This window comes from Pseudomonas sp. HMSC076A11 (assembly GCF_001810205.1).
Taxonomy (GTDB): Bacteria; Pseudomonadota; Gammaproteobacteria; order Pseudomonadales; family Pseudomonadaceae; genus Pseudomonas; species Pseudomonas aeruginosa.
In genome coordinates this window covers 52,681-75,707 of the sequence record NZ_KV800320.1, presented here as the reverse complement: position 1 = coordinate 75,707, position 23,027 = coordinate 52,681, and the positions used below count along the sequence as shown (strand labels likewise).

The window sequence follows — 23,027 nt, the reverse complement described above, 5'->3', positions numbered from 1 at the left end:
TTTTGTGCTATATTCCGCGCCCCGCGTTTTCGCGCCCCCCCATTCCTAGAGATCCCCCCTGGTGCCCGTGATGCAAGCCGCCAAGCCGCTGTTCGACTATCCCAAGTACTGGGCCGAGTGTTTCGGTCCGGCGCCCTTCCTGCCTATGAGTAGGGAAGAGATGGATCAGCTCGGCTGGGACTCCTGCGACATCATCATCGTCACCGGCGATGCCTACGTCGACCACCCGTCCTTCGGCATGGCCATCATCGGCCGCCTGCTGGAGGCCCAGGGCTTCCGCGTCGGCATCATCGCCCAGCCGGACTGGCAGTCGAAGGACGACTTCATGAAGCTCGGCGAGCCGAACCTGTTCTTCGGCGTGGCGGCCGGCAACATGGACTCGATGATCAACCGCTACACCGCGGACAAGAAGGTCCGTTCCGACGACGCCTACACCCCCGGCGGCCTGGCCGGCAAGCGCCCGGACCGCGCCAGCCTGGTCTATAGTCAGCGCTGCAAGGAGGCCTACAGCCATGTGCCGGTGATCCTCGGCGGGATCGAGGCCTCGTTGCGGCGCATCGCCCATTACGACTACTGGCAGGACAAGGTCCGCCGCTCGATCCTGATGGACGCCACGGCCGACATCCTGCTCTACGGCAACGCCGAGCGTGCGGTGGTGGAAATCGCCCAGCGCCTGGCCCAGGGCGAACTGGTGAGCGCGATCACCGACGTGCGCGGCACCGCCTTCGTCCGTCGCGACACCCCGGAGGGCTGGTTCGAGATCGATTCCACGCGGATCGACCGGCCGGGCAAGATCGACAAGATCATCAATCCCTACGTGAACACCCAGGACACCGCCGCCTGCGCCATCGAGCAGGAAAAGGGCGCGCAGGAGGACCCGCAGGAAGCCAAGGTCGTGCAGTTGCTGGCGAACCCCAGGCTGACCCGGGAGAAGACCGTGATCCGCCTGCCGTCTTTCGAGAAGGTGCGCAACGACCCGGTGCTCTATGCCCACGCCAACCGCGTGCTGCATCTGGAGACCAACCCGGGCAACGCCCGTGCCCTGGTGCAGAAGCACGGCGAAGTGGATGTCTGGTTCAACCCGCCGCCCATTCCGATGAGCACCGAGGAAATGGACTACGTGTTCGGCATGCCCTATGCCCGCGTGCCGCACCCGGCCTACGGCAAGGCGAAGATTCCCGCCTACGAGATGATCCGCTTCTCGGTGAACATCATGCGTGGCTGCTTCGGCGGCTGCACCTTCTGCTCGATCACCGAGCATGAGGGACGGATCATCCAGAACCGCTCGCACGACTCGATCATCCGCGAGATCGAGGAGATGCGCGACAAGGTGCCCGGCTTCACCGGCGTGGTCTCCGACCTTGGCGGACCGACGGCGAACATGTACCGCATCGCCTGCAAGAGCCCGGACATCGAGCGGCACTGCCGCAAGCCATCCTGCGTGTTCCCCGGCATCTGCGAGAACCTCGATACCGACCACAGCTCGCTGATCGAGCTGTACCGCAAGGCCCGGGCGCTGCCGGGGGTGAAGAAGATCCTGATCGCCTCCGGCCTGCGCTACGACCTCGCCGTCGAGTCGCCCGAGTACGTCAAGGAACTGGTGACCCACCACGTCGGCGGCTACCTGAAGATCGCCCCGGAGCACACCGAGCGCGGTCCGCTGGACAAGATGATGAAGCCGGGGATCGGCACCTACGACCGCTTCAAGCAGATGTTCGAGAAGTTCTCGAAGGAAGCCGGCAAGGAGCAGTATCTGATCCCGTACTTCATCGCCGCCCATCCCGGGACCACCGACGAAGACATGATGAACCTGGCCCTGTGGCTCAAGCGCAACGGCTTCCGCGCCGACCAGGTCCAGGCGTTCTATCCTTCGCCGATGGCCACTGCCACCGCTATGTATCACTCGGGCAAGAACCCGCTGCGCAAGGTCACCTACAAGAGCGATGGCGTGACCATCGTCAAGAGCGACCAGCAGCGGCGCCTGCACAAGGCCTTCCTGCGCTACCACGACCCGAAAGGCTGGCCGCTGCTGCGCGAGGCGCTGGAGCGGATGGGGCGCGCCGACCTGATCGGCAATGGCAAGCACCACCTGGTCCCGACCTACCAGCCGGATACCGGCGAATACCAGAGCGCCCGGCGGAAGAACTCGACGCCGGCCGGCAGCAAGAAGGCCGGCAAGCTGCTGACCCAGCATACCGGCCTGCCGCCACGCGCCAGCGACGGCGGCAAGCCGTGGAGCAAGGGCCAGCAGAACAAGGCGACGGCCTTCGCCAAGGGCAAGAAGAAGTCGCGCCAGCCGAACATCCCGCGCTGATCGCCGGGGCGGCCCTGCCGCCCGCAAAGCGTGCGCGGCTGCAACCTTGCCGGCGGTCGCGCACCGTCGCAGTGCATTGCCGCGGCACGACCTCCTGGCCGCCCGGGCCTGACGGCGCTGGCACAAGTCTTGCGCTTCCGGGGCATCCCGGTCTTCACGAAGAACCGTCGTGGCGGACCCGGCAACGCCTCGTCGCTTCGCTCCGGCGTCGCGCCGCCGACTCCGCTACAGTGACCGCAACCCCAGCCCCGCGAGCCTTCGATGCCCGAGCTGCTTGCCCACTATCCGTTCACCGATACGGCCTACCACGAGTTGCTCGATCGCCAGGGCGGCGTGCGTCCCCATTGGCAGCGGCTGTTCCGCCAACTGGAGCGCAGCAGCCCTGAGCAACTGCGCCAGCGCCAGGCCCTGGTGGAACGGCAGATCCAGGAGAACGGCGTCACCTACAACGTTTACGCCGATCCCAAGGGCACCGACCGCCCCTGGGCGCTGGACCTTCTGCCGAACCTGCTGTCCGCCGCCGAGTGGCAGCCGATCGCCGCTGGTGTGGCGCAGCGTGCTCGGCTGCTCAATGCGCTGCTGGCCGACCTGTACGGCGACCAGCGTCTGCTCGCCGAAGGGCTGCTGCCCAGCGAACTGGTCTTCGGCCATCCGAACTTCCTCTGGCCGGCGCTCGGCATCCGGCCGCCCGGCGGGATTTTCCTGCACAGCTATGCCGTGGACCTGGCGCGCGATGCCGACGGACGCTGGCAGGTCCTTGCCGACCGCACCCAGGCTCCGTCCGGCGCGGGCTATGCGCTGGAGAACCGGCAGATCGTCTCGCGGGCCTTGCCGGAACTCTATCGCGACCTGCGCGTGCAGCATCTCGCCGGGTATTTCCGCACCCTGCAGGAGACCCTCGCCAGCCAGGCCGCCGGCGACGGCGAGACGCCGCTGGTGGTGCTGCTGACTCCCGGACGTTTCAACGAAACCTACTTCGAGCATCTCTACCTGGCGCGCCAGCTCGGTTTTCCGCTGGTCGAGGGGCACGACCTGACGGTGCGCGACGCCACCCTCTATCTCAAGACCCTCGGCGGCCTGAAACGGGTGCACGCGGTATTGCGGCGCCTCGATGACGATTTCTGCGACCCACTGGAATTACGTACCGACTCGGCGCTGGGCATTCCCGGCCTGCTCGAGGCGGTACGCCAGGGACGCGTGCTGGTGGCCAACGCACTGGGCAGCGGAGTGCTGGAGTCGCCCGGCCTGCTCGGCTTCCTGCCGCAGGCCTGTCGCCGCCTGCTTGGCGAGGAACTGGCGCTGCCCTCGCTTGACACCCGCTGGTGCGGCGAGCCGCAAGCCCTCGAGGCGATACTCGCGGCACTGCCCGACCTGGTGATCAAGCCGGCCTTTCCCGGCCAGCGCTGCGAACCTCTGTTCGGCCACGCCCTCGACAGTGCCGGCCTGGCATCCCTCGGCGAGCGCTTGCGCGAGCGCCCGCAGGCCTACGTGGCGCAACGCCTGGCGCAGTTGTCCCAGGCGCCGGTCTGGCGCGACGGCGAGGCCGGCGTCGGCCTGCAGTCGCGGGCCATCGGCATGCGCGTATTCGCCGTCGCCGCCAGCGACGGCCGCTACTGGGTGATGCCCGGCGGCCTGACCCGCGTAGCCTCGGCGGCGGACGCCGAAGTGGTGTCGATGCAGCGCGGCGGGGCGAGCAAGGACACCTGGGTGCTGGCCGAGCGAGCAGTCGGCGGCGAGCCGTTGCGACCGCGCCGGCTCGGCGTGCGCGACCTGGTCCGCGAAGACCCCTACCTGCCGTCGCGGGTGGTGGAGAACCTGTTCTGGTACGGCCGCTATGCCGAGCGTTGCGACGACCATGCGCGCCTGTTGCGGGTGGTGCTGTCGCGCTACGTGGATGCCGATGGCGACGAAGAGGCGTTGCGCAGCGCCCTGGCCCTGGCCGGCGGCATCGGCCTGCTGCCCGGGGATGGCGAGCCGTTGGAAAGGTGCCTGTTGCGGGCGTTGCTCGACGAGCACTGGCCGGCGAGCCTGTGCGCCAACCTGCGGCGCCTGCACTGGGCGGCGGCGCAGGTGCGCGGGCGCTTGTCCGGGGAGAACTGGCTGGCTTTGCTGGAGCTGCAACGCGACATGCAGGCGCTCGATCCGGCACGCACCGACCTCGGCGAAGCGCTGGACTTCCTCAACCGGCTAGTGATGTCCCTGGCCGCGTTGTCCGGTTTCGCCCTCGACGACATGACCCGCGACGACGGCTGGCGTTTCCTGATGATCGGCCGGCGCATCGAGCGCGTGCGCTTCTTCGCCGAGAGCATCGCCGCCTTCCTCGACGGTGGTAGCGCCTGGGACGCCGGCGCGCTGGAGTGGCTGCTGGAGCTGGGTAACAGCGGCATCACCTACCGCTCGCGCTACCTGGCGTCGCCGCAGCTGGTCCCGGTGCTCGACCTGCTCCTGTTGCACGAGCAGAACCCGCACTCGCTGCGCTTCCAGTTGCAGGCCCTGGAGCGTTCGCTGGAGCGCCTGCACGAGGAGTTCGGCGCGCCACGCGAGCGGGAACTCAGGACCCTGGGCGAACGCCTGCGCAGCTTCGATCTGGCGGCCCTGGAAAGCCCGCTGTTCGGCGCGGCAGGACTCGACGAGGTGCTCGTCGGGCTGGCGCGACTGCTGCGCGACATCGCCGCCTGCGCCGGACAGGTCTCCGATCGGCTAGGCTTGCGCTATTTCGCCCATGTCGACGATGTCAGCCAGAGAACGGTATCCACCTGATGTCCGCACCCGCGCTTCGCTCCGTTCCGCTCCAGGGCGCCCGCTACCAGGTGCTGCACGACACCCATTACCGCTATGCGACGCCGGTCTCGCTGTCGCGGCAACTGGCGCATCTCTGGCCACGCGAATGCGCCTGGCAGGCCTGTCATGAGCGGGCACTGCTGATCGAGCCGGGGCCGAGCCGGCGCGAGGATGGCCACGACGCATTCGGCAATCCGCTGAGCCGGCTGGCCTTCGAGCGTCCTCACGAGGCGCTGCGGGTCAGTGCGCGACTGCAGGTCGAAGTGTTCGCCCATGCGCCGGCGCAACTGACCGCGTCGCCGGCATGGGAAACCGTCGCCGCCGGGCTGGCATTTTCCGGGCGGGCGCTGTCCGCCGCCGAGCTGGAAGCCTGCCGCTATCGCGTCGAGTCGCCCTATGTGCGCATCCAGCGGCGATTCGCCGAGTTCGCCGCCGACTGCTTCCCGCCCGGACGGCCGTTGCTGGTGGCGGCGGCGGCACTGATGGAGAAGATCTTCCGCGAGTTCGCCTTCGATGCGCAGGCCACCCAGGTGGCGACGCCGCTGGACGAAGTGCTGGAGCGCCGTCGCGGGGTCTGCCAGGACTTCGCCCACCTGATGCTCGCCTGCCTGCGCGCGCGCGGACTGGCGGCGCGCTACGTCAGCGGCTACCTGCTGACCCGCCCGCCGCCCGGACAGGCGCGACTGATCGGTGCCGACGCCTCGCATGCCTGGGTCTCGCTGTATTGCCCGGAGAACGGCTGGGTGGATTTCGACCCGACCAACGACCTGTTGCCCGACCTGGAGCACATCACCCTGGCCTGGGGGCGGGATTTTTCCGATGTGTCGCCGTTGCGCGGGGTGATCCTCGGTGGCGGTAGCCATGACCCGGAGGTGCGGGTGACGGTGCTGCCGCTACAGGAAACAGCCGGCTGATCAAAAAGTGATCGGTCCCGCGGAGGCCCTGCCGCCCGGGACTCCCGGACCTTTTCACCCAGGTTGTCCACAGCCTCGCCCACGCCGTTTGGGGACAACGAAGCGGTGCTCCGGCAAATTCGCGGCGCCGTGCTAGCTTTTCCAGAATCCGCTACGGACGTTGTCGGGCCAAGGGCCGGAGCCTGCCTTTCCGGTGCCAGGGGCGGTTCTCGTACGGAGCCAGACTCCTTCCTTGCGCACGGTGAGCGATATGGATGACACGACGATCGTCAACGTAGGTACCGAGAAGATCAACGCGCTCTGGGCGACGGTGTCCCAGTACGCCTTCGCCTTCGGCATCAAGATTCTCGCGGCCATCGCCTTCTGGGTGATCGGCCGCTGGCTGATCGGCTTCGCCGTCGGCATGGTGCAGAAATCCCTCGAGCGGCAAAAGGTCGATCCCACCGTGCTGCGCTACGTGGGTTCGTTCATCACGGTGACCCTGAACGTGCTGCTGGTGGTGGGCATCCTCGGTTTCTTCGGCATCCAGACCACCAGCCTGGCGGCGCTGATCGCGGCGGTCGGCCTGGCCATTGGCATGGCCTGGTCGGGATTGCTGGCGAACCTGGCGGCCGGCGGCTTCATCATCGTCCTGCGGCCGTTCAAGGTCGGCGACTTCATCTGCGCCGGCGGAGTGACCGGCACGGTCAAGGAGATCGGCCTGTTCACCACGGCGATCAACACTCCGGACAACGTGCTGACCATGGTCGGCAACAACAAGATATTCGGCGACAACATCCAGAACTTCACCCACAACCCGTTCCGCCGGGTCGAGTTGAAGGCGCAGCTTTCCGGTGCCGCCGACTACCAGGCGGCCATCGCCCTGCTCAAGCAGCGCGTCGCGGCGATTCCCAACGTGCTCGGCGAGCCGCCGGTGGACGTGGAGATCCTCGAGTTCAACCTGGTCGGGCCGGTGCTGGCGGTGCGCCCGTATTGCCACAACGACCATTACTGGCAGGTCTATTTCGATACCAACAAGGTGATCAAGGACGCCCTCGGCGCCGACTTCCCGGCACCGATGCCGGCGCAGACGGTGATCGTGCAGCAGTCCGCCGGCGCCTGACGTTTCCCGCTCGGCACCGACGCCCCGTCCTGCGGGGCGTTGGCGTTTGTGCGCGGACCGGGTGGCGGGCCGCGCGGAGAAAACGGGCCATCGGCGAGTCCAACGGGCACCCCGGCGAACAAGGTATAGTGCGGGCCTGCAACCGTCGCCGCAGCCGGCCGGGTTTCATCGGGAAAAGGATTCCGTGTGTTCTTCAGATTGCTCTTGATCGCCGTCCTGCTGGCGGTATCCGCGTGCAGCTCCAAGGCTCCCGGCCCGGGGGCGTCGGTGCCGAAGGTCGTGCGCGGCGAGTATCGCGTCAAGCGCGGCGACACCCTCTATTCGATCGCCACCCGGCACGGCTGGAACTACAAGGACCTGGCGCGCGCCAACGGCATCCGCCCGCCCTACGCGGTCAAGGTCGGCCAGGTGGTGCGCTTCGACGGGCGCAAGTCGACCTACGTCGCCAGTAGCCGCTCTTCGTCTAACACCCGTGCGCGCAAGCCGCCGCCTCCGCCGCCGTCGGTGACCCTGCGCGGCTGGCAGTGGCCGATGAAGGGGCCGGTGATCCGCCGCTTCTCCAGTTCCGACAAGCTCAACAAGGGCATCCGCATCGCCGGCACCCTGGGCCAGCCGGTACAGGCCTCGCTGGCCGGCAAGGTGGTGTTCGCGGTGAACAACATGCGTGGCTACGGCAACCTTGTGATCATCCAGCACGGTACCTCGTACACCAGCACCTACGCGCACAACAGCCGCTTGCTGGTGAAGGAGGGGCAGATGGTCAGCAAGGGCCAGAAGATCGCCGAGGCCGGTTCCTCGGATGCCGACCGGGTGCAACTGTACTTCGAGATCCGCCAGAACGGCCGGCCGCTCGACCCGCTGAGCCTGCTGCCGCCGTCCTGAGAAAGGAGCGGATCACTGCGGGGTGCGGTCGACCCACTTTGGCGCCACGCTTGGCGTCCAGGCGGCGAGGGCATCGAGCAGCGCCTCCGGACTGGCACCGCGCTGCAGCATGCCGCGGTGTTCGGCGCGGACGAAACGTTCGTCGACCAGGTGGTCGAGGAAAGTCAGCAGCGGGTCGTAGAAACCGTTCACTTCGAGCAGGCCCAGCGGCTTGGCGTGGTAGCCCAGTTGGCCCCAGGTCCAGACCTCGAACAGCTCTTCCAGGGTGCCGAGCCCGCCAGGCAGGGCGATGAAGGCGTCGGCCAGTTCGGCCATGCGTGCCTTGCGCGCGTGCATGCCGTCTACCACTTCCAGGCGGGTCAGGCCCTTGTGGCCGATCTCGGCCTCCTGCAGGCTCTGCGGGATGATCCCGATCACTTCGCCGCCGGCGGCCAATGCGGCGTCCGCCACGGTGCCCATCAGACCGACCGCGCCGCCACCGTAGACCAGGGTCAGGCCGCGCTCGGCCAGGTGCCGGCCGAGGGCCACGGCGGCTTCCTGGTAGACCGGGGAAGCGCCGGGGCTGGCGCCACAGAATACGCAGACGGAACGCAAGGTCATGATCGACTCCTGTCGGGGGTGGAAAAAGGCGCACAGGGTAGCGGCTGGGAGCGCTTCGACCAAGCCGTGCGAAGCGTTGCCGGACGTTGCGTCGCAGGCGCGAAGCGGCACATCTGTGCTAAAACAGGAGTTCCCCGTAGTAAACGCCGGGCAGATCCCGCTCGATGCCCCGCCACGTCCGGTTCGGGTTTGACCTGAATCAGTGGAACTCGGTGCCCGATCGGGCAGTCTGCTCTTTCAGGATTCATCGCCCAACCTGCCTAGGAGGCTGCTCCATGCTACGTAAACTCGCTGCGGTATCCCTGCTGTCCCTGCTCAGTGCGCCACTGCTGGCTGCCGAGTGCTCGGTGGACATCCAGGGTAACGACCAGATGCAGTTCAACACCAATGCCATCACCGTCGACAAGAGCTGCAAGCAGTTCACCGTCAACCTGTCCCACCCCGGCAACCTGCCGAAGAACGTCATGGGCCACAACTGGGTACTGAGCACCGCCGCCGACATGCAGGGCGTGGTCACCGACGGCATGGCTTCCGGCCTGGACAAGGATTACCTGAAGCCCGACGACAGCCGTGTCATCGCCCACACCAAGCTGATCGGCTCGGGCGAGAAGGACTCGGTGACCTTCGACGTCTCCAAGCTGAAGGAAGGCGAGCAGTACATGTTCTTCTGCACCTTCCCGGGCCACTCCGCGCTGATGAAGGGCACCCTGACCCTGAAGTGATGCGCGAGCGATCCGCTGCATGAAAAAGCCCGGCCGCTGCCGGGCTTTTTCATGGGCGCGCGCCGGGCTCAGCGCGCGTAGCGCGCCGCCATCGCTTCGCCGGCCAGTTGGTGCACGCGCCGGGTCGGATGCCACTCGTCCCAGAAGTAGTACTGGTCCGGGTTGGCGCAGGCCGGGCGGACGCTGGGCTGGGTCGGCTGGCAGGGCGCGTCCAGTTCCACCAGGCCGTAGCGTGCCGGGTTGCGCCGCAAGTGGCGGCTGAAGGTGAGATGGTCGAACCAGCTCAGCTCCAGGCCGCGGGTCTTGCGCAGGGCGGCGAGCTGGATCGGCAGGCTGGCGTTGACCGCTTGCAGGTAGCGCTGCGCACGCTCGACCCGGTTACCGACGACCACCGCCGGGACCACGCTCAGGTCGGTCGAACTGACCACCAGGAAGCGTCGTGCGCCGGCCTCTCCGAGACGCTGCACCGCGGCGCGGATGTTCGCCACGCTGCTGCCGGCCAGTTGTTCCAGGGTCTGCTCGCCGGCGAAATCCTCATGCTCGAAGAAATCGTTGGCGGAGACGAAGATGAAGTGCAGCGCCTGGCCGTCGGCCGGCTTGCCGTCCAGCGTGGCGAGGTAGGCGTCGACCTGGCCGGCGAGGCCGGTATGGCGGTAGGCGCTCATCCAGCCGTAGTAGTTGTCCGCTCCGCTCTTGGCGCCGCCCACCGCATGGTCGGCCAGTTGTGCGCCGAGCTGGCGGGCGAGCACCTCGACGGCGGTCGGGCCGTTGCTCCAGCGGCCCTGCCAGTAGACTTCGCCGGGCAATGCCTGGGCGCCGGCGATGCCCTTGGCGAGCATCTCGCGGGTCAGTCGCTGGCTTTCGCCGTTGTCCGAATAGCTGTCGCCGAAGGCGTGGATCTGCCGTACCGGCGCGAGCAGCGGGGATGTGTGTCCGCAGGCCTGGCCGGCCAGCAGGACACCGAGGAGCAGGGCGGGGAGACGGGTGCGCATGGCTGGCCTTCGCAGGGATTCAGCTTCCTTCTAGCGCGCCGCCGCGCGGACTTGAAGACCTGGTTGCGACAGGCACATTCCCGCCCGCGACAAAGGCCCGTCGACGACGGGCCTGCCGCACGGACCGGGAGGCTCAGGGTGCCTTCGGCAGTTCGCGCTTGTGCTGGGTCTTGTGGTAGGTGTCGACGATCACCCGCGCAGCTTCCTCGCGCAGCGGCTGGCCGTGCAGGAAGGCGTCGATCTCGGCATAGGTGACGCCGTGGGAAGCCTCGTCCGGATGGCCGGGGCGCAGGTCCTCGAGGTCGGCGGTGGGGATCTTCTCCACCAGGTTCTCCGGAGCGCCGAGGGCGCGGGCGAGGGCGCGCACCTGATGCTTGGCCAGGCCGCTGAGCGGAGCCAGGTCGCAGGCGCCGTCGCCGAACTTGGTGAAGAACCCCATGACCGCCTCGGCGGCATGGTCGGTGCCGATCACCAGGCCGCCGCGGGCGCCGGCGATGGCGTACTGGGCGACCATGCGGATGCGCGCCTTGATATTGCCGATGACGAAGTCGCTCTTCGCCGGCTCGAGTCCTTCCAGGGCTTCCAGCTGTTCCGCCAGGGCTTTCACCGACGGACCGATGTTGACGGTCTGCTCTTCGTCGGCGCGGATGGTCGCCAGCGAGGCCTGGGCATCGGCCTCGTCCTGCTGCACCTGGTAGGGCAGGCGCACGGCGATGAAGCGGTAGGCCTGGTCGCCGGTCTGCTCGCGCAGTTGCTCGACGGCGCGCTGGGCCAGCAGGCCGGCGGTGAGCGAGTCGACGCCGCCGCTGATCCCCAGCACCAGGGTCTTCAGCCCGGAATCCTTCAGGCACTGCTGGATGAAGGCGATGCGCCGGGCGATCTGCGCCTGCACGTCGGCCTCCGACTGGAACGGCGGCTGGACCTGCAGGGCTTGGGCGATGTCGCGTTGGATCTGTTGCATGTTCGGGCTCCCGTTAGGTGCGAAAGGATTAGGCCGGCACGTTGAAGACGTGGCGGAGGTAGGCGACGAAGTTCTCGTCGCGGCATTGGGTCTTGCCCGGGGCGTCGGATATCTTCGCCACCGGATGGCCGTTGCAGGCCGTCATCTTCAGGACGATGTTCATCGGCTCGACCCCCGGGATGTCGCAGGTCAGGTTGGTGCCGATGCCGAAGCTGACGTTGATCTTGCCACGTAGCGCGCGGAACAGCTGCAACGCCTTGGGCATGTCCAGCCCGTCGGAGAACACCAGGGTCTTGCTCAGCGGGTCGATACCCAGGCGGCGGTAGTGGGCGATGGCTTTCTCCGCCCAGGCCAGCGGGTCGCCCGAATCGTGGCGCAGGCCGTCGAAGAGCTTGGCGAAGTACAGGTCGAAGTCGTCGAGGAAGGCATCCATGGTAATGCAGTCGGTCAGGGCTATGCCGAGCTGTCCGCGGTACTCGCGGACCCAGCAGTCCAGCGCCGCTTGCTGGCTGTCGACCAGCCGCGGGCCGAGTTGCTGGTGGGCCATCAGCCATTCGTGGGCCATGGTGCCGATCGGCTTGAGGTCGTACTCGCGGGCCAGGTGCACGTTGCTGGTGCCGACGAAGCGCCCGGGGAAGTCGCGCTTGAGGATATGCACCACTTCCTCCTGGGTGCGGTAGGAGAAGCGCCGGCGGGTGCCGAAGTCGGCGACCTGGAATTCCGCGAGTTCCTCGCTGCTGGCCTGGGCGGAGAGCCAGTCGAGCTTGCGATAGAGCTGCTCGCCGACCTGTTCCAGGACCACCTCGCGGTAGCGATAACGGTTGCGCACCTCGCTGACGATGGCCAGCAGCGGCACCTCGAAGAGGATCACGTGCAGCCATGGGCCGCGCAGGCGGATTGCCAGTTGGCCATCCTCGATGCCGGTGTGCACGTAGCGCAGGTTGAAGCGGAACAGGCTGAGGAAGCGGATGAAGTCCGGCTTCATGAACGGGATGCGTTCGAGGAAGGCGAGCTGGTCGGCGGTTACCTCGACTTCGGCGAGGCGCTCGATCTGGTAGCGGATCTCCGCCAGGTACGGACGCAGGTCCTCGGCGTTGCGGCAGCGGAATTCCCACTCCACTTCGGCGTTGGGGTAGTTGTGCAGCACCGCCTGCATCATGGTCAGCTTGTAGAAATCGGTATCGAGCAGGTTCTGCACGATGCGCTCGGCAAAGACGCTTTCGGCCATGTTCACTTCTCCTTGTCGGCGCCGGCGAGGGCGCTATCCAGTCGTTCCAGGTCGGCGCAGAGGATCACCCCGGCGTCGCGCATCTCGTCGCAGGCCCGCTGCGCGGTGTCCTCGGCGATGGCCCGGCAGGCGGGCAGGTAGAGCAGCACCTCGAAACCGGCGCGGCGCAGTTGCAGGGCGGTGTTCTTCACGCAGTAGTCCAGCGCCAGGCCACCCACCAGCACATGGCTCACGCCATTCTGCCTCAGGTATTCGACGACCCCGGTGCTGCGGCGTTCCGCCAGATCGTGGTAGCAGGCGCCGTAGGGATGCAGGTCCGGCTCCACGCCCTTCCAGACGAAGAAGTCGTAGTCGATCGGCCGCGGCAGTTCGTCGAGCAGCTCGAAACCCGGCGTACCCGGTACGCAGTGGCTCACCCAGGTCAGGTCGGCATCCGGATAGGCCAGCGGCCGCAGCATCTGCTCGGCGCTTTCCACTACCCAGGCAGCCTTCGGGCTGTGCGCGTCCTTGCTGCCCAGGCGAAGCGCGGCGCGGCTGGCCAGTTGGTTGAGGGCGGCGCCGATGGCGTCGCCGCCGGGCACCGGCAGTTCGTCCGGGCACAGCGGGGTGAAGCCTTTCTGGGCGTCGACATCGAAGCTGGCGATCTTGCTGGGACGATTCATGGAAGCCTCCGCTTGACGGGTTGGGGCTGAATGTGGGTACATAATTCATCACGTGAAATAAGTCGTCAAGCACTTGTACTACAAAATTTCGCAGTGGAAGGTATTTTCTATGCGTGATGAAATAAGTTACCGGATTCGCCGACTGCCTGCCGGGATGAGCGGCGGACGCGCCCCCGACTTCGCCCTCGCGGTCTACGGTGGGGCGTTCGACCCGCCGCACCCCGGCCATGAGTCGGTGATCCGCCGGGCGCTGCTTTGCGCCGAACGGGTCGCCCTGGTGCCGAGCCACCGCCACGCCTTCGGCAAGCGCATGGGCGATTTCGAGCTGCGCTGCCGCTGGCTGGCGCGGCTGGCCCGGCGGATCGATCCGCGGCGGGTGTATTGCGAACCGATCGAAGCAGGATTGATGCCTGATCGTCCGGCGGTCTACAGCATCGACCTGCTGGAAGCGCTGGCCGCGCGTAGCGGCCTGGCGTCACCGCGGATCGCCCTGCTGATCGGCGCCGACAACGAGGCGGAGCTGCCGCGCTTCGAACGCGCCGCCGAATTGTGCTGGCGCTTCGGCCGGCTGGTGGCGGAGGAGCGGCTGCCGCTGCACAGCTCGATGATCCGCCAGCGCCTGCGTGAAGGGCTGGCGGTACCGGAGGCCTGGTGCCTGCCGGAAGTGAAGGACGAACTGCACTGCTATGGCGGCGAACGCCAGGCGGGCTGAAGAGAGGAGTGACGATGAGTTCAGCGGAAGTATTGGCCAGCGTGGATATCGTGGCGTTGCGCCTGAACCCCGGGCACGGACTGGAGCTGTTGCTGATCCGCCGCGCCCAGGCGCCTTTCGCCGGCCAGTGGGCCTTGCCCGGCGTGCTGGTCAACGGCCGCAGCGCCGACCACAGTCTCGACGACGCGGCGGTGCGCGCCCTGCGCGACAAGGCGCGGCTGGAGCCGGCCTACATCGAGCAGGTGGCCACGGTCGGCAACGCGGTACGCGACCCGCGCGGCTGGTCGCTGAGCGTGTTCTACCTGGTGCTGGTCGGTCCGGACACCCGGGTGGAGGACGACGACCTCGACTTCGTGCCGCTGCGCGACGTTCGCAGCGAGCGCTTCGCCCTGCCGTTCGACCACGCCCAACTGGTACAGCAGGCCTGCGAGCGCCTGGCGAGCAAGTCGGTGTACAGCGCCCTGCCGCTGTTCCTGCTGGCGCCGCGCTTCACCGTGGCCGAGGCGCTGAAGGCCTTCGAGTGCGCCATCGGCCAGGAAGTCCAGCATTCCAGCCTGCGCGGGCGCCTGGAGCGGATGAAGGAGGCTGGCTGGGTCGAGGACACCGGCGAACGCCAGCGTCCGCCCATGGGGCGCCCGCAACACGTCCTGCATTTCACCCCGAAGCCGGGCGGCGCCTTCGTTTTCGACCGCAGCCTGCTGGCGTCCTGACAAACGGGTGCGGCAGGGCCGGTGAGGCCGCTCCCTGCCGCGCTTGCTAGACGGTGAAGCGCTGGATCTGCTGCTCCAGTCCGTTTGCCAGCTTCGCCAGCTCGACACTGGAGGTGGAGGTCTTCACCGCGCCCTCGGCGACTTCGCCGATGCTGGCATTGAGCGAGTCGATGTTCTGGCTGACCTCGCTCGCGGTGGCGGTCTGTTCTTCCGTCGCCGTGGATATCTGCGCGTTGCTCTGGGCGATACCTTCGACCGCCTGGGCGATGAGACCGAGCGCCTTTCCCGCCTCGTGGGCGCGCTGGAGGCTGACCTGGGCCTGCTCGCGTGACTGCTGCATCACGCTGACCGCGCTGCTGGCGCCTGCCTGCAGGGCTTCGATCATCTCGCGGATGGTTTCGGTGGCCTTGTGCGTATTGGTGGCCAGGCTGCGCACTTCATCGGCGACCACCGCGAACCCGCGTCCGGCCTCGCCCGCCCGTGCGGCTTCTATCGCGGCATTGAGGGCGAGCAGGTTGGTTTGCTGGGCGATGTTCTGGATGACTTCCAGAACGGTGCTGATTTCCTCGGTCTTGTTGCGTAGCGTGTCGATGACGGCTCCCGCCTCTCCGACCATGACCGACAGGCCCTGGATGGCGTCGAGGTTCGCATGCACGAGTCCGGTTCCGGTGTGCGCCTCGCTGTTCGCCGATTCCGCGCTGGCTGCGGCGGCCTGGGCGTTCCGCGCCACGTCCTGGACCGCCATGCTCATCTGGTGTACCGCCGTGGCGACCATGTCGGTCTGGTCGCCCTGGGACGTGGCGACATGGCTGACCTGGTTGCTGATGGCACTCATCTCGTCCGAGGTGATGGTGAGCTTCCTGGCTGTCTCGGCGAGATGCCGAAGCAGCGCCTGCTGGCTTTCCAGCATCATATTGAAGGCGCGCGCCGTATCGGACACTTCGTCGCGCCCGCGCGCATCGGCGCGGAGCGTGAGATTCGAGGAGTCCTGCACGCGGCGGATCACCCCGCGCAGATCGGAAAGCGGGCGCATGATCGACAGGCTGATGAACCAGGCCGCGGCGACGATGAGGACCAGGGCTGCGGCGCCGATGAGCAGGAAGGTGGTGCGCATGGAGTCGTAGCGTTTCTCCATCTGCTCGTTGAGCTTGGCGCCTTCACTGAGCTGCAGGTCGATCAGCGTCGACAGCGCGGTTCCCAGCGGATCGAACGCACCATACATCTCGCGATTGAACGTGCCGGCCTCGACGTTTCGCAGGCTTCCGGCCCTGGCCTGCTCGCCGTATGCCAGGGTCATCCGCTTGACCCGTTCCAGGGTGGGGACCAGCGACTCGATGATTTCCTTCTCGGCGGCAGTCCGGTGGTCTGCGGAATAGTCGGCCCACGACTTCTCGATGCGCGACAGCGCCCCACTCAACTCCTGCTGCAGGCGCTCTTCATCGAAGACCCCCGCACGGTACTTGTGCAGGGCGTCGACCACGCTGACCGCAACGGCGTCGGCGACGATCTTGAGCTGGCTGATGGGCTTCATCCGGTTGTTGAAAAGGTCCTGGAAGCTGGCATCGAGTCGACTGGCGTTGGCCAGCGCCATCGCGATGACCGTGACGAGCATCGTCAGCGGTAGCAGCGCCAGGACCAGCAGGCGGATTCGAACCGTGACGCCAGTGAGCATGGGACGTTCCGAGGTGAACCGAGTGAGAGTAAAGATGGTTCCGCGCAGCGGAAACGTCAAACCGGGCCGTGGCGCGTCTGGCGGGGGCCCGCTGAGGGTTGCTCCTGCTCCAGGCGCTCTACCATCCACTCGATGAAATGGCGCACCTTGGGGACTTCCGCGGCATGCTCGGGATAGGCCAGGTAGTAGGCCTCCTGGCTGGGCAGGGCGTGCGGCCAGGCGATCGCCAGCTTGCCTTCGGCGAGTTCCTCCTCGACCAGGAAGCGCGGTAGCAGGGCTACCCCGCAACCGGCCTGGGCGGCGCGGATGCACATGTAGAAGGTGTCGAAGCGTGGACCGTGGTAGCAACCCTGGCAATTTCGCTCCAGGCTGGCGAACCAGTCGTGCCAGGCCTCCGCGCGGCTGGCGTTCTGCAGCAGCACCAGCTCCGCCAGTTGGGTCGGTTCGTCCAGTCCGCCGGCCGGCAACAGGGATGGCGCGCAGACCGCCACCAGTTGTTCGCCGAACAGGCGGATGCACTCGGCGCCCGGCAGGGTGCCGGGGCCGAAGAAGAACGCCAGGTCGCAATGGCCCTGGCGCAGGTCGTCCGGTTCCAGTTCCTGGCGCAGGTCGAGGTGGATGTTCGGGTGGCGGTGGCGCCAGCCGTTCAGTTGCGGGATCAGCCAGCGCGCGCCGAAGGTCGGCGGGGTCGCCACTCGCAGCACTTCGGTCTCGCCGCCGTAGGAAAGCAGGAAGCGGGTGGACAGCTCTACCTGTTGCAGGATGCGTCGTACCTCGGCCAGGTACAGCTCGCCGGCCGGGGTCAGTTGCAAGCGCTTGCGCACCCGGCGGAACAGGGCGTGCTGCAGTTGCTCCTCGAGTTGCGCGACCTGCTTGCTCATGGCGCTCTGGGTCAGGCTCAACTCTTCGGCGGCGCGGGTGAAGCTCAGGTGCCGGGCTACCGCTTCGAAGCATTGCAGGGCGGTCATCGACGGCAGGCGGCGTTTGTTCAGCATGGCGGGTTTCCTGGCGCGGGTGGAGCGGGCGGAACGCGTTATATGAATAAACGGAATGACGTGGGGAGGAAAGCTCGCTTGCCGGAGTGCCGCGCGACGCTTATTACTGCCGGCAAGTCTCGCGATAGAGCATTCGCTGGCTTATGACGAATCCGTCACAGGGTTTTGCGCCGAACGTGGCGTCGCTAACGGATATGTTCATGTCGTATTCGAATCGACTTTTTCCGCCAAGTACCGAATTACGGGAAGTTCATGTTCATATTAATTTTAAAAACCGCTCTGTCCTGCACTTTCATTGAAAAAGAGGACCTCAATTAGTGCGTGGAACGCACCAGTGACGTGCAGTTTCTAACCGCTTCAATATCGTTGTAGAGTTATTCCTAGGAACGGTTCAGGCCTTGTGAAGCCTGGGCTGTAGCTCTCCGAAGGGGATTCGGAGAAATGCCTAAATGACTGATTTCCAATAACAAAGATAAAAACGGAAAGGAGGGCTAAAGTTCTTGTGGCCGGCCACTCAGGAAAAAAACGAATGGCACGCCGCTTGCTCTGCCTGTTGAGCGAAACACAACAACAACATCGTAGTTACGAGCGCCAACATCATCCTCAGGAGCAACACCCCATGTCCAAGAAGCTGTTCAGAAAAGGCATCCTGGCTCTCGCGGTTTCATCCGTGATGGGTCTTTCCACGCATGCGCTGGCCGACGTCGTGATCGGCGTGGCCGGACCGCATACCGGCGCCAACGCCTCCTTCGGCGAGCAATACTGGCGCGGCGCGTCCCAGGCGGCGGAAGACATCAACGCGGCGGGTGGGATCAACGGCGAGAAGATCAAGCTGGTCAAGGCCGACGACGCCTGCGAACCGAAGCAGGCCGTGGCCGTGGCCAACCGCCTGGTGGACCAGGACAAGGCCATCGCCGTGGTCGGCCATTTCTGCTCTTCTTCGACCATCCCCGCATCCGAGGTCTACGACGAGGCCGGGATCATCGCCATCACCCCCGGTTCCACCAACCCGCAGGTCACCGAGCGCGGACTCTCCGGGATGTTCCGCATGTGCGGCCGCGACGACCAGCAGGGCGTGGTCGCCGGCGACTATATCGTCAACGTGCTCAAGGCCAAGAAGGTCGCGGTGATCCATGACAAGGACACCTACGGCCAGGGCCTGGCGGACGCCACCAGGGCGCAACTGAACAAGCTCGGCGTGAAAGAGGTTCTCTACGAGGGCCTGACTCGCGGCGAGAAGGACTTCAACGCGCTGGTCACCAAGATCCGCGCCTCCGGTGCCGAGGTCGTCTACTTCGGCGGCCTGCATCCGGAAGCCGGTCCGCTGGTACGGCAGATGCGCGAACAGGGACTGACCGCCAAGTTCATGTCCGACGACGGCGTGGTCACCGACGAACTGGCGACCACCGCCGGCGGTCCGCAGTACGTCAAGGGAGTGCTGATGACCTTCGGCGCCGACCCGCGGCTGATCCCCGACGGCAAGGCGGTGGTGGAGAAATTCCGTGCCGGCGGTTTCGAGCCGGAAGGCTACACCCTCTACTCCTACGCCTCGATCCAGTCCCTGGCGGCGGCCTTCAACGGCGCCGGCGCCAACGATCCGGCCAAGGCCGCCGAGTGGCTGAAGTCGCATCCGGTGCAGACCGTGATGGGCAAGAAGGAATGGGACAAGAAGGGCGACCTGAAAGTCTCCGACTACGTGGTCTACGAGTGGGACGACAAGGGCAAGTACCACCAGTTGCCCTGATCGCGCTCGACCGCCATGCGCCGGGCACAGGCCCGGCGCATGGGTAAGTCCGGGAGCTGCTGAAGTGCTCGCCCGTGCTTGCCGCCGTAGTGCGGATTCACCGAAGACGTCTGCGTGTGGTCGGTCTGGAGTCCCGCGATCCGGGGCCGTTTCAGTAGCACCCGTCCGCTTTCACCGGCGAGCGCCGGCGCGCCTTACAAAGGCCGTCGCGATTCGCCCTGAAGAGACTGAAAAATGGACGGCATCTTCCTCCAGCAAATGATCAACGGGCTGACCCTTGGCTCGGTCTACGGCCTCATCGCCATCGGCTACACCATGGTCTACGGCATCATCGGCATGATCAACTTCGCCCACGGCGAGGTGTACATGATCTCCGCCTACCTGTCGGCCATCGCCCTTGCCCTGCTGGCCTTCTTCGGCCTGCAGAACTTCCCGCTGCTGATCCTCGGCACCTTGCTGTTCACCGTGCTGGTGACCTGCACCTACGGCTGGGTGATCGAGCGCATCGCCTACAAGCCGCTGCGCAACTCCACGCGCCTGGCGCCGCTGATCTCGGCGATCGGCATGTCGCTGATCCTGCAGAACTACGTGCAGGTGGCGCAGGGACCGCGCCAGCAGGGGATCCCGACCCTGCTCGACGGCGCCCTGAAATTCCACGTCGGCGACGGTTTCGTCCAGCTCACCTACACCAAGCTGTTCATCCTGATCGCTTCGCTGATCGGCATGGCGGTGCTGACCTACGTGATCCGCTACACCAAGCTCGGGCGCATGTGCCGGGCGACCCAGCAGGACCGCAAGATGGCTTCGATCCTGGGGATCAACACCGACCGGGTGATCTCCTACGTGTTCGTCATCGGCGCGGCGATGGCCGCCCTGGCCGGGGTGCTGATCACCATGAACTACGGCACCTTCGACTTCTACGCCGGCTTCATCATCGGCATCAAGGCGTTCACCGCGGCGGTGCTCGGCGGCATCGGCTCGCTGCCCGGGGCGATGCTCGGCGGCCTGGTGCTGGGAGTGGCCGAGGCGCAGTTCTCGGGGATGGTCAACACCGACTACAAGGACGTGTTCGCCTTCTCGTTGCTGGTACTGATCCTGATCTTCCGTCCCCAGGGCCTGCTCGGCCGCCCGCAGATCGCCAAGGTGTAAGGGGACGACGATGAGCAACGAGACTTCCATCGATCTCAAGCAGTGCGTCGTCGATGCCGTGCTCTCCGGGTTGATCGCCCTGGTGGTGTTCGGCCCCATCGTCGGCGTGGTCCTCGACGGCTACGGCTTCAACCTGCATTACGAGCGGGTCGGCTGGATCATCGCGATCGTGATGGCCGGGCGCTTCCTGCTCAGCCTCTACCTGCAGACCCGCGGCGGACGGGCCGTGCTGGAGCGCTTCGAGGGGGCTGGCAGCGGCGTCCACGTCCTGCCGCCGGGCTACAAGACCCGCTTGCGCTGGATCGTGCCGCTGATCCTGGTGGCCGCGGTGATCTTCCCGTTCTTCGCCAGCAAGTACCTGCTGGCGGTGGTCATCCTCGGCCTGATCTACGTGCTGCTGGGCCTGGGCCTGAACATCGTGGTCGGCCTCGCCGGGCTGCTCGACCTCGGCTACGTGGCCTTCTACGCCATTGGCGCCTATGGCCTGGCGCTGGGCTACCAGTACCTCGGCCTGGGCTTCTGGACCGTCCTGCCGCTGGCCGCGCTGACCGCCGCGGTGGCCGGGGCGATCCTCGGCTTCCCGGTGTTGCGCATGCATGGCGACTACCTGGCGATCGTCACCCTGGGCTTCGGCGAGATCATCCGCCTGGTACTGAACAACTGGCTGTCCTTCACCGGCGGGCCGAACGGCATGCCGGCGCCGGCGCCGACCTTCCTCGGCCTGGAGTTCGGCCGCCGGGCCAAGGATGGCGGGGTGCCGATCCACGAGTTCCTCGGCATCGCCTACAACCCCAACATGAAGTTCCTGTTCATCTACGTGGTGCTGTTCCTGGTCGTGCTGCTGGTGCTCTACATCAAGCACCGGCTGACCCGGATGCCGGTCGGGCGCGCCTGGGAGGCGCTGCGCGAGGACGAGATCGCCTGTCGCGCGATGGGCCTCAACCATGTGCTGGTGAAACTCTCGGCGTTCATGCTCGGCGCCTCCACCGCGGGACTGGCCGGGGTGTTCTTCGCCAGCTACCAGGGCTTCGTCAACCCGTCCTCGTTCAACTTCTTCGAGTCGGCGCTGATCCTCGCCATCGTCGTGCTCGGCGGCATGGGCTCGACGGTCGGGGTGGTGATCGCCGCCTTCGTCCTCACCGTGGCGCCGGAGCTGCTGCGCAGCTTCGCCGACATCCGCGTGCTGCTGCTCGGGATACTCATGGTGGTGATGATGATCTGGCGGCCGCGCGGGCTGATCCGCATCAGCCGGGTGGGCTTCGCCCCGCGCAAGGGGGTGGCGCCATGAGCGACAAGATCCTCAGCGTCGAGCACCTGATGATGCACTTCGGCGGCATCAAGGCGCTCAACGACGTCAACCTCGACGTCGAGCGCGGTTCGATCACCGCGCTGATCGGCCCCAACGGCGCCGGCAAGACCACCGTGTTCAACTGTCTCACCGGCTTCTACAAGGCCACCGGCGGCAACATCCTGCTCAACACCCAGGGGCGCACCACGGACGTCATCCAGGTGCTCGGCGAGCCGTTCCAGCTGGACGACTTCGTCAAGCCGCCGCAACTGGGCAGTCGCCTCTACTACAAGATGTTCGGCGGCACCCACCTGGTGAACCGCGCCGGGCTGGCGCGGACCTTCCAGAACATCCGCCTGTTCAAGGACATGTCGGTGGTGGAGAACCTGCTGGTGGCGCAGCACATGTTCGTCAACCGCAACCTGCTCGCCGGCATCCTCAACACTCCCGGCTATCGCCGCGCCGAGAGCGAGGCGCTGGACCACGCGTTCTACTGGCTGGAGGTGGTCGACCTGGTGGACTGCGCCAACCGCCTGGCCGGCGAGATGTCCTACGGCCAGCAGCGGCGCCTGGAGATCGCCCGGGCCATGTGCACGCGGCCGGAACTCATCTGCCTGGACGAACCGGCCGCCGGCCTCAACCCGGCCGAGACCCACGCCCTGAGCAACATCGTCCGCTACCTGCGCGACCACCACGGGATCACCGTACTGCTGATCGAGCATGACATGGGCATGGTGATGAACATCTCCGACCACATCATCGTGCTCGACCACGGCGACGTGATCGCCCGTGGCAACCCCGAACAGATCCGCCATGACGAGAAGGTGATCGCCGCCTATCTCGGTGCCGACGAAGAGGAGCTGTCATGAGCGCGGCGTTGCTGGAATTCCGTGAGGTGGACGTGTTCTACGGGCCGATCCAGGCGCTGAAGAAGGTCTCGCTGCAGGTCAACGAGGGCGAGACGGTGAGCCTGATCGGCGCCAACGGCGCGGGCAAGTCGACGCTGTTGATGTCGATCTTCGGCCAGCCGCGTGCGGCGGCCGGGCAGATCCTCTATCGCGGCCAGGACATCCGCCAGAAGTCGGCGCACTACGTGGCGTCCAACGGCATCGCGCAGTCGCCGGAAGGACGCCGGGTGTTCCCCGACATGAGCGTCGAGGAAAACCTGCTGATGGGTACCATTCCCATCGGCATGGACCACGCCGAGGAGGACATGCAGCGCATGTTCGAGCTGTTCCCGCGCCTGAAGGAGCGGCGCAACCAGCGCGCCATGACCATGTCCGGCGGCGAGCAGCAGATGCTCGCCATCGCCCGCGCGCTGATGAGCCGGCCGAAGTTGCTGTTGCTCGACGAGCCCTCCCTGGGCCTGGCGCCGATCGTGGTCAAGCAGATCTTCCAGACCCTGCGCGAGCTGGCCAGGAGCGGCATGACCATCTTCCTCGTCGAGCAGAACGCCAACCATGCGCTGAAGCTCTCCGACCGCGCCTACGTGATGGTCACCGGGGAAATCCGCATGAGCGGCAGCGGCGAAGAACTGCTCGGCAACCAGGAGGTGCGCAACGCCTATCTCGGCGGACATTGAGCGCGCCCCGCCCCGGC

The 23,027-nt window shown here is 66.5% G+C and carries 20 protein-coding genes; 13 read left to right on the top strand and 7 right to left on the bottom strand.

The window, feature by feature from the left end:
• Nucleotides 1–70 precede the first annotated feature (70 nt).
• The 5 genes from HMPREF2716_RS28215 (at nt 71) to HMPREF2716_RS28195 (ending at nt 7,993) form a co-directional block, all read left to right on the top strand.
• Complete coding sequence (locus HMPREF2716_RS28215) at nt 71–2,314, top strand: YgiQ family radical SAM protein (protein WP_003100007.1); 2,244 nt, start codon at nt 71–73, stop codon at nt 2,312–2,314.
• A 261-nt stretch (nt 2,315–2,575) separates the two neighbouring features.
• On the top strand, nt 2,576–5,074 hold the full coding sequence (locus HMPREF2716_RS28210) for a circularly permuted type 2 ATP-grasp protein (RefSeq protein WP_023518151.1): 2,499 nt from the start codon (nt 2,576–2,578) through the stop codon (nt 5,072–5,074).
• Nucleotides 5,074–6,009, top strand: a complete 936-nt coding sequence (locus HMPREF2716_RS28205) for a transglutaminase family protein (protein ID WP_003100003.1) — start codon at nt 5,074–5,076, stop codon at nt 6,007–6,009. The genes HMPREF2716_RS28210 and HMPREF2716_RS28205 overlap by 1 nt, the downstream gene beginning before the upstream one ends.
• Nucleotides 6,010–6,259: 250 nt before the next feature.
• Nucleotides 6,260–7,111, top strand: coding sequence for a mechanosensitive ion channel family protein (locus HMPREF2716_RS28200; protein ID WP_003095599.1), 852 nt, complete (start codon nt 6,260–6,262; stop codon nt 7,109–7,111).
• 186 nt (nt 7,112–7,297) lie between these two features.
• Nucleotides 7,298–7,993: a peptidoglycan DD-metalloendopeptidase family protein gene (locus HMPREF2716_RS28195; protein WP_023518150.1), complete on the top strand. Its 696-nt coding sequence runs from the start codon at nt 7,298–7,300 to the stop codon at nt 7,991–7,993.
• Nucleotides 7,994–8,005: 12 nt separating this feature from the next.
• Here the strand turns inward: HMPREF2716_RS28195 and HMPREF2716_RS28190 are convergent, their stop codons facing one another.
• A complete protein-coding gene (locus HMPREF2716_RS28190) occupies nt 8,006–8,593 on the bottom strand; it encodes an LOG family protein (protein ID WP_003109460.1) in 588 nt (195 codons plus the stop codon).
• A 275-nt stretch (nt 8,594–8,868) separates the two neighbouring features.
• Between HMPREF2716_RS28190 and azu the strand changes: the two genes are divergently transcribed.
• A complete protein-coding gene (gene azu / locus HMPREF2716_RS28185) occupies nt 8,869–9,315 on the top strand; it encodes an azurin (protein WP_003095591.1) in 447 nt (148 codons plus the stop codon).
• 68 nt (nt 9,316–9,383) lie between these two features.
• Here azu and choE read toward each other — a convergent pair whose 3' ends face one another.
• From choE to HMPREF2716_RS28165, 4 genes are all read right to left on the bottom strand, one after another.
• The gene (choE, locus tag HMPREF2716_RS28180) at nt 9,384–10,307 is read right to left on the bottom strand and encodes a cholinesterase ChoE (RefSeq protein ID WP_004347688.1); all 924 of its coding nucleotides are present in this window, start codon (nt 10,305–10,307) and stop codon (nt 9,384–9,386) included.
• Between the two features lie 133 nt (nt 10,308–10,440).
• Nucleotides 10,441–11,268: an ammonia-dependent NAD(+) synthetase gene (nadE, locus tag HMPREF2716_RS28175; RefSeq protein ID WP_003099998.1), complete on the bottom strand. Its 828-nt coding sequence runs from the start codon at nt 11,266–11,268 to the stop codon at nt 10,441–10,443.
• Nucleotides 11,269–11,296: 28 nt separating this feature from the next.
• On the bottom strand, nt 11,297–12,496 hold the full coding sequence (gene pncB / locus HMPREF2716_RS28170) for a nicotinate phosphoribosyltransferase (RefSeq protein ID WP_003099996.1): 1,200 nt from the start codon (nt 12,494–12,496) through the stop codon (nt 11,297–11,299).
• A gap of 2 nt (nt 12,497–12,498) precedes the next feature.
• Nucleotides 12,499–13,158, bottom strand: coding sequence for a nicotinamidase (locus HMPREF2716_RS28165; protein ID WP_004347694.1), 660 nt, complete (start codon nt 13,156–13,158; stop codon nt 12,499–12,501).
• Nucleotides 13,159–13,267: 109 nt separating this feature from the next.
• Here HMPREF2716_RS28165 and HMPREF2716_RS28160 point away from each other — a divergent pair, with 109 nt between their 5' ends.
• Both HMPREF2716_RS28160 and HMPREF2716_RS28155 read left to right on the top strand, forming a co-directional pair.
• Nucleotides 13,268–13,870, top strand: a complete 603-nt coding sequence (locus HMPREF2716_RS28160; protein ID WP_016253960.1) for an adenylyltransferase/cytidyltransferase family protein — start codon at nt 13,268–13,270, stop codon at nt 13,868–13,870.
• Between the two features lie 14 nt (nt 13,871–13,884).
• The gene (locus HMPREF2716_RS28155) at nt 13,885–14,580 is read left to right on the top strand and encodes an NUDIX domain-containing protein (protein WP_003095579.1); all 696 of its coding nucleotides are present in this window, start codon (nt 13,885–13,887) and stop codon (nt 14,578–14,580) included.
• Between the two features lie 46 nt (nt 14,581–14,626).
• Here HMPREF2716_RS28155 and HMPREF2716_RS28150 read toward each other — a convergent pair whose 3' ends face one another.
• Together HMPREF2716_RS28150 and HMPREF2716_RS28145 are read right to left on the bottom strand one after the other, a co-directional pair.
• Complete coding sequence (locus tag HMPREF2716_RS28150; protein WP_003116177.1) at nt 14,627–16,252, bottom strand: methyl-accepting chemotaxis protein; 1,626 nt, start codon at nt 16,250–16,252, stop codon at nt 14,627–14,629.
• A gap of 56 nt (nt 16,253–16,308) precedes the next feature.
• Nucleotides 16,309–17,247, bottom strand: coding sequence for a LysR substrate-binding domain-containing protein (locus HMPREF2716_RS28145; protein WP_012614609.1), 939 nt, complete (start codon nt 17,245–17,247; stop codon nt 16,309–16,311).
• A gap of 619 nt (nt 17,248–17,866) precedes the next feature.
• Between HMPREF2716_RS28145 and HMPREF2716_RS28140 the strand changes: the two genes are divergently transcribed.
• The 5 genes from HMPREF2716_RS28140 (at nt 17,867) to HMPREF2716_RS28120 (ending at nt 23,010) form a co-directional block, all read left to right on the top strand.
• Complete coding sequence (locus HMPREF2716_RS28140; RefSeq protein WP_003116179.1) at nt 17,867–18,991, top strand: branched-chain amino acid ABC transporter substrate-binding protein; 1,125 nt, start codon at nt 17,867–17,869, stop codon at nt 18,989–18,991.
• Nucleotides 18,992–19,225: 234 nt separating this feature from the next.
• Entirely contained in the window at nt 19,226–20,140 is a 915-nt protein-coding gene (locus HMPREF2716_RS28135) for an ABC transporter permease subunit (protein ID WP_003095571.1), read from the top strand.
• A 10-nt stretch (nt 20,141–20,150) separates the two neighbouring features.
• On the top strand, nt 20,151–21,428 hold the full coding sequence (gene livM, locus HMPREF2716_RS28130; protein ID WP_003161297.1) for a high-affinity branched-chain amino acid ABC transporter permease LivM: 1,278 nt from the start codon (nt 20,151–20,153) through the stop codon (nt 21,426–21,428).
• Nucleotides 21,425–22,297 carry an ATP-binding cassette domain-containing protein gene (locus HMPREF2716_RS28125; RefSeq protein WP_003095566.1) on the top strand — a complete coding sequence of 291 codons (873 nt, stop codon included), beginning with the start codon at nt 21,425–21,427 and terminating at the stop codon, nt 22,295–22,297. The genes livM and HMPREF2716_RS28125 overlap by 4 nt, the downstream gene beginning before the upstream one ends.
• Nucleotides 22,294–23,010: an ABC transporter ATP-binding protein gene (locus HMPREF2716_RS28120; RefSeq protein WP_003095563.1), complete on the top strand. Its 717-nt coding sequence runs from the start codon at nt 22,294–22,296 to the stop codon at nt 23,008–23,010. The genes HMPREF2716_RS28125 and HMPREF2716_RS28120 overlap by 4 nt, the downstream gene beginning before the upstream one ends.
• Nucleotides 23,011–23,027 lie beyond the last annotated feature (17 nt).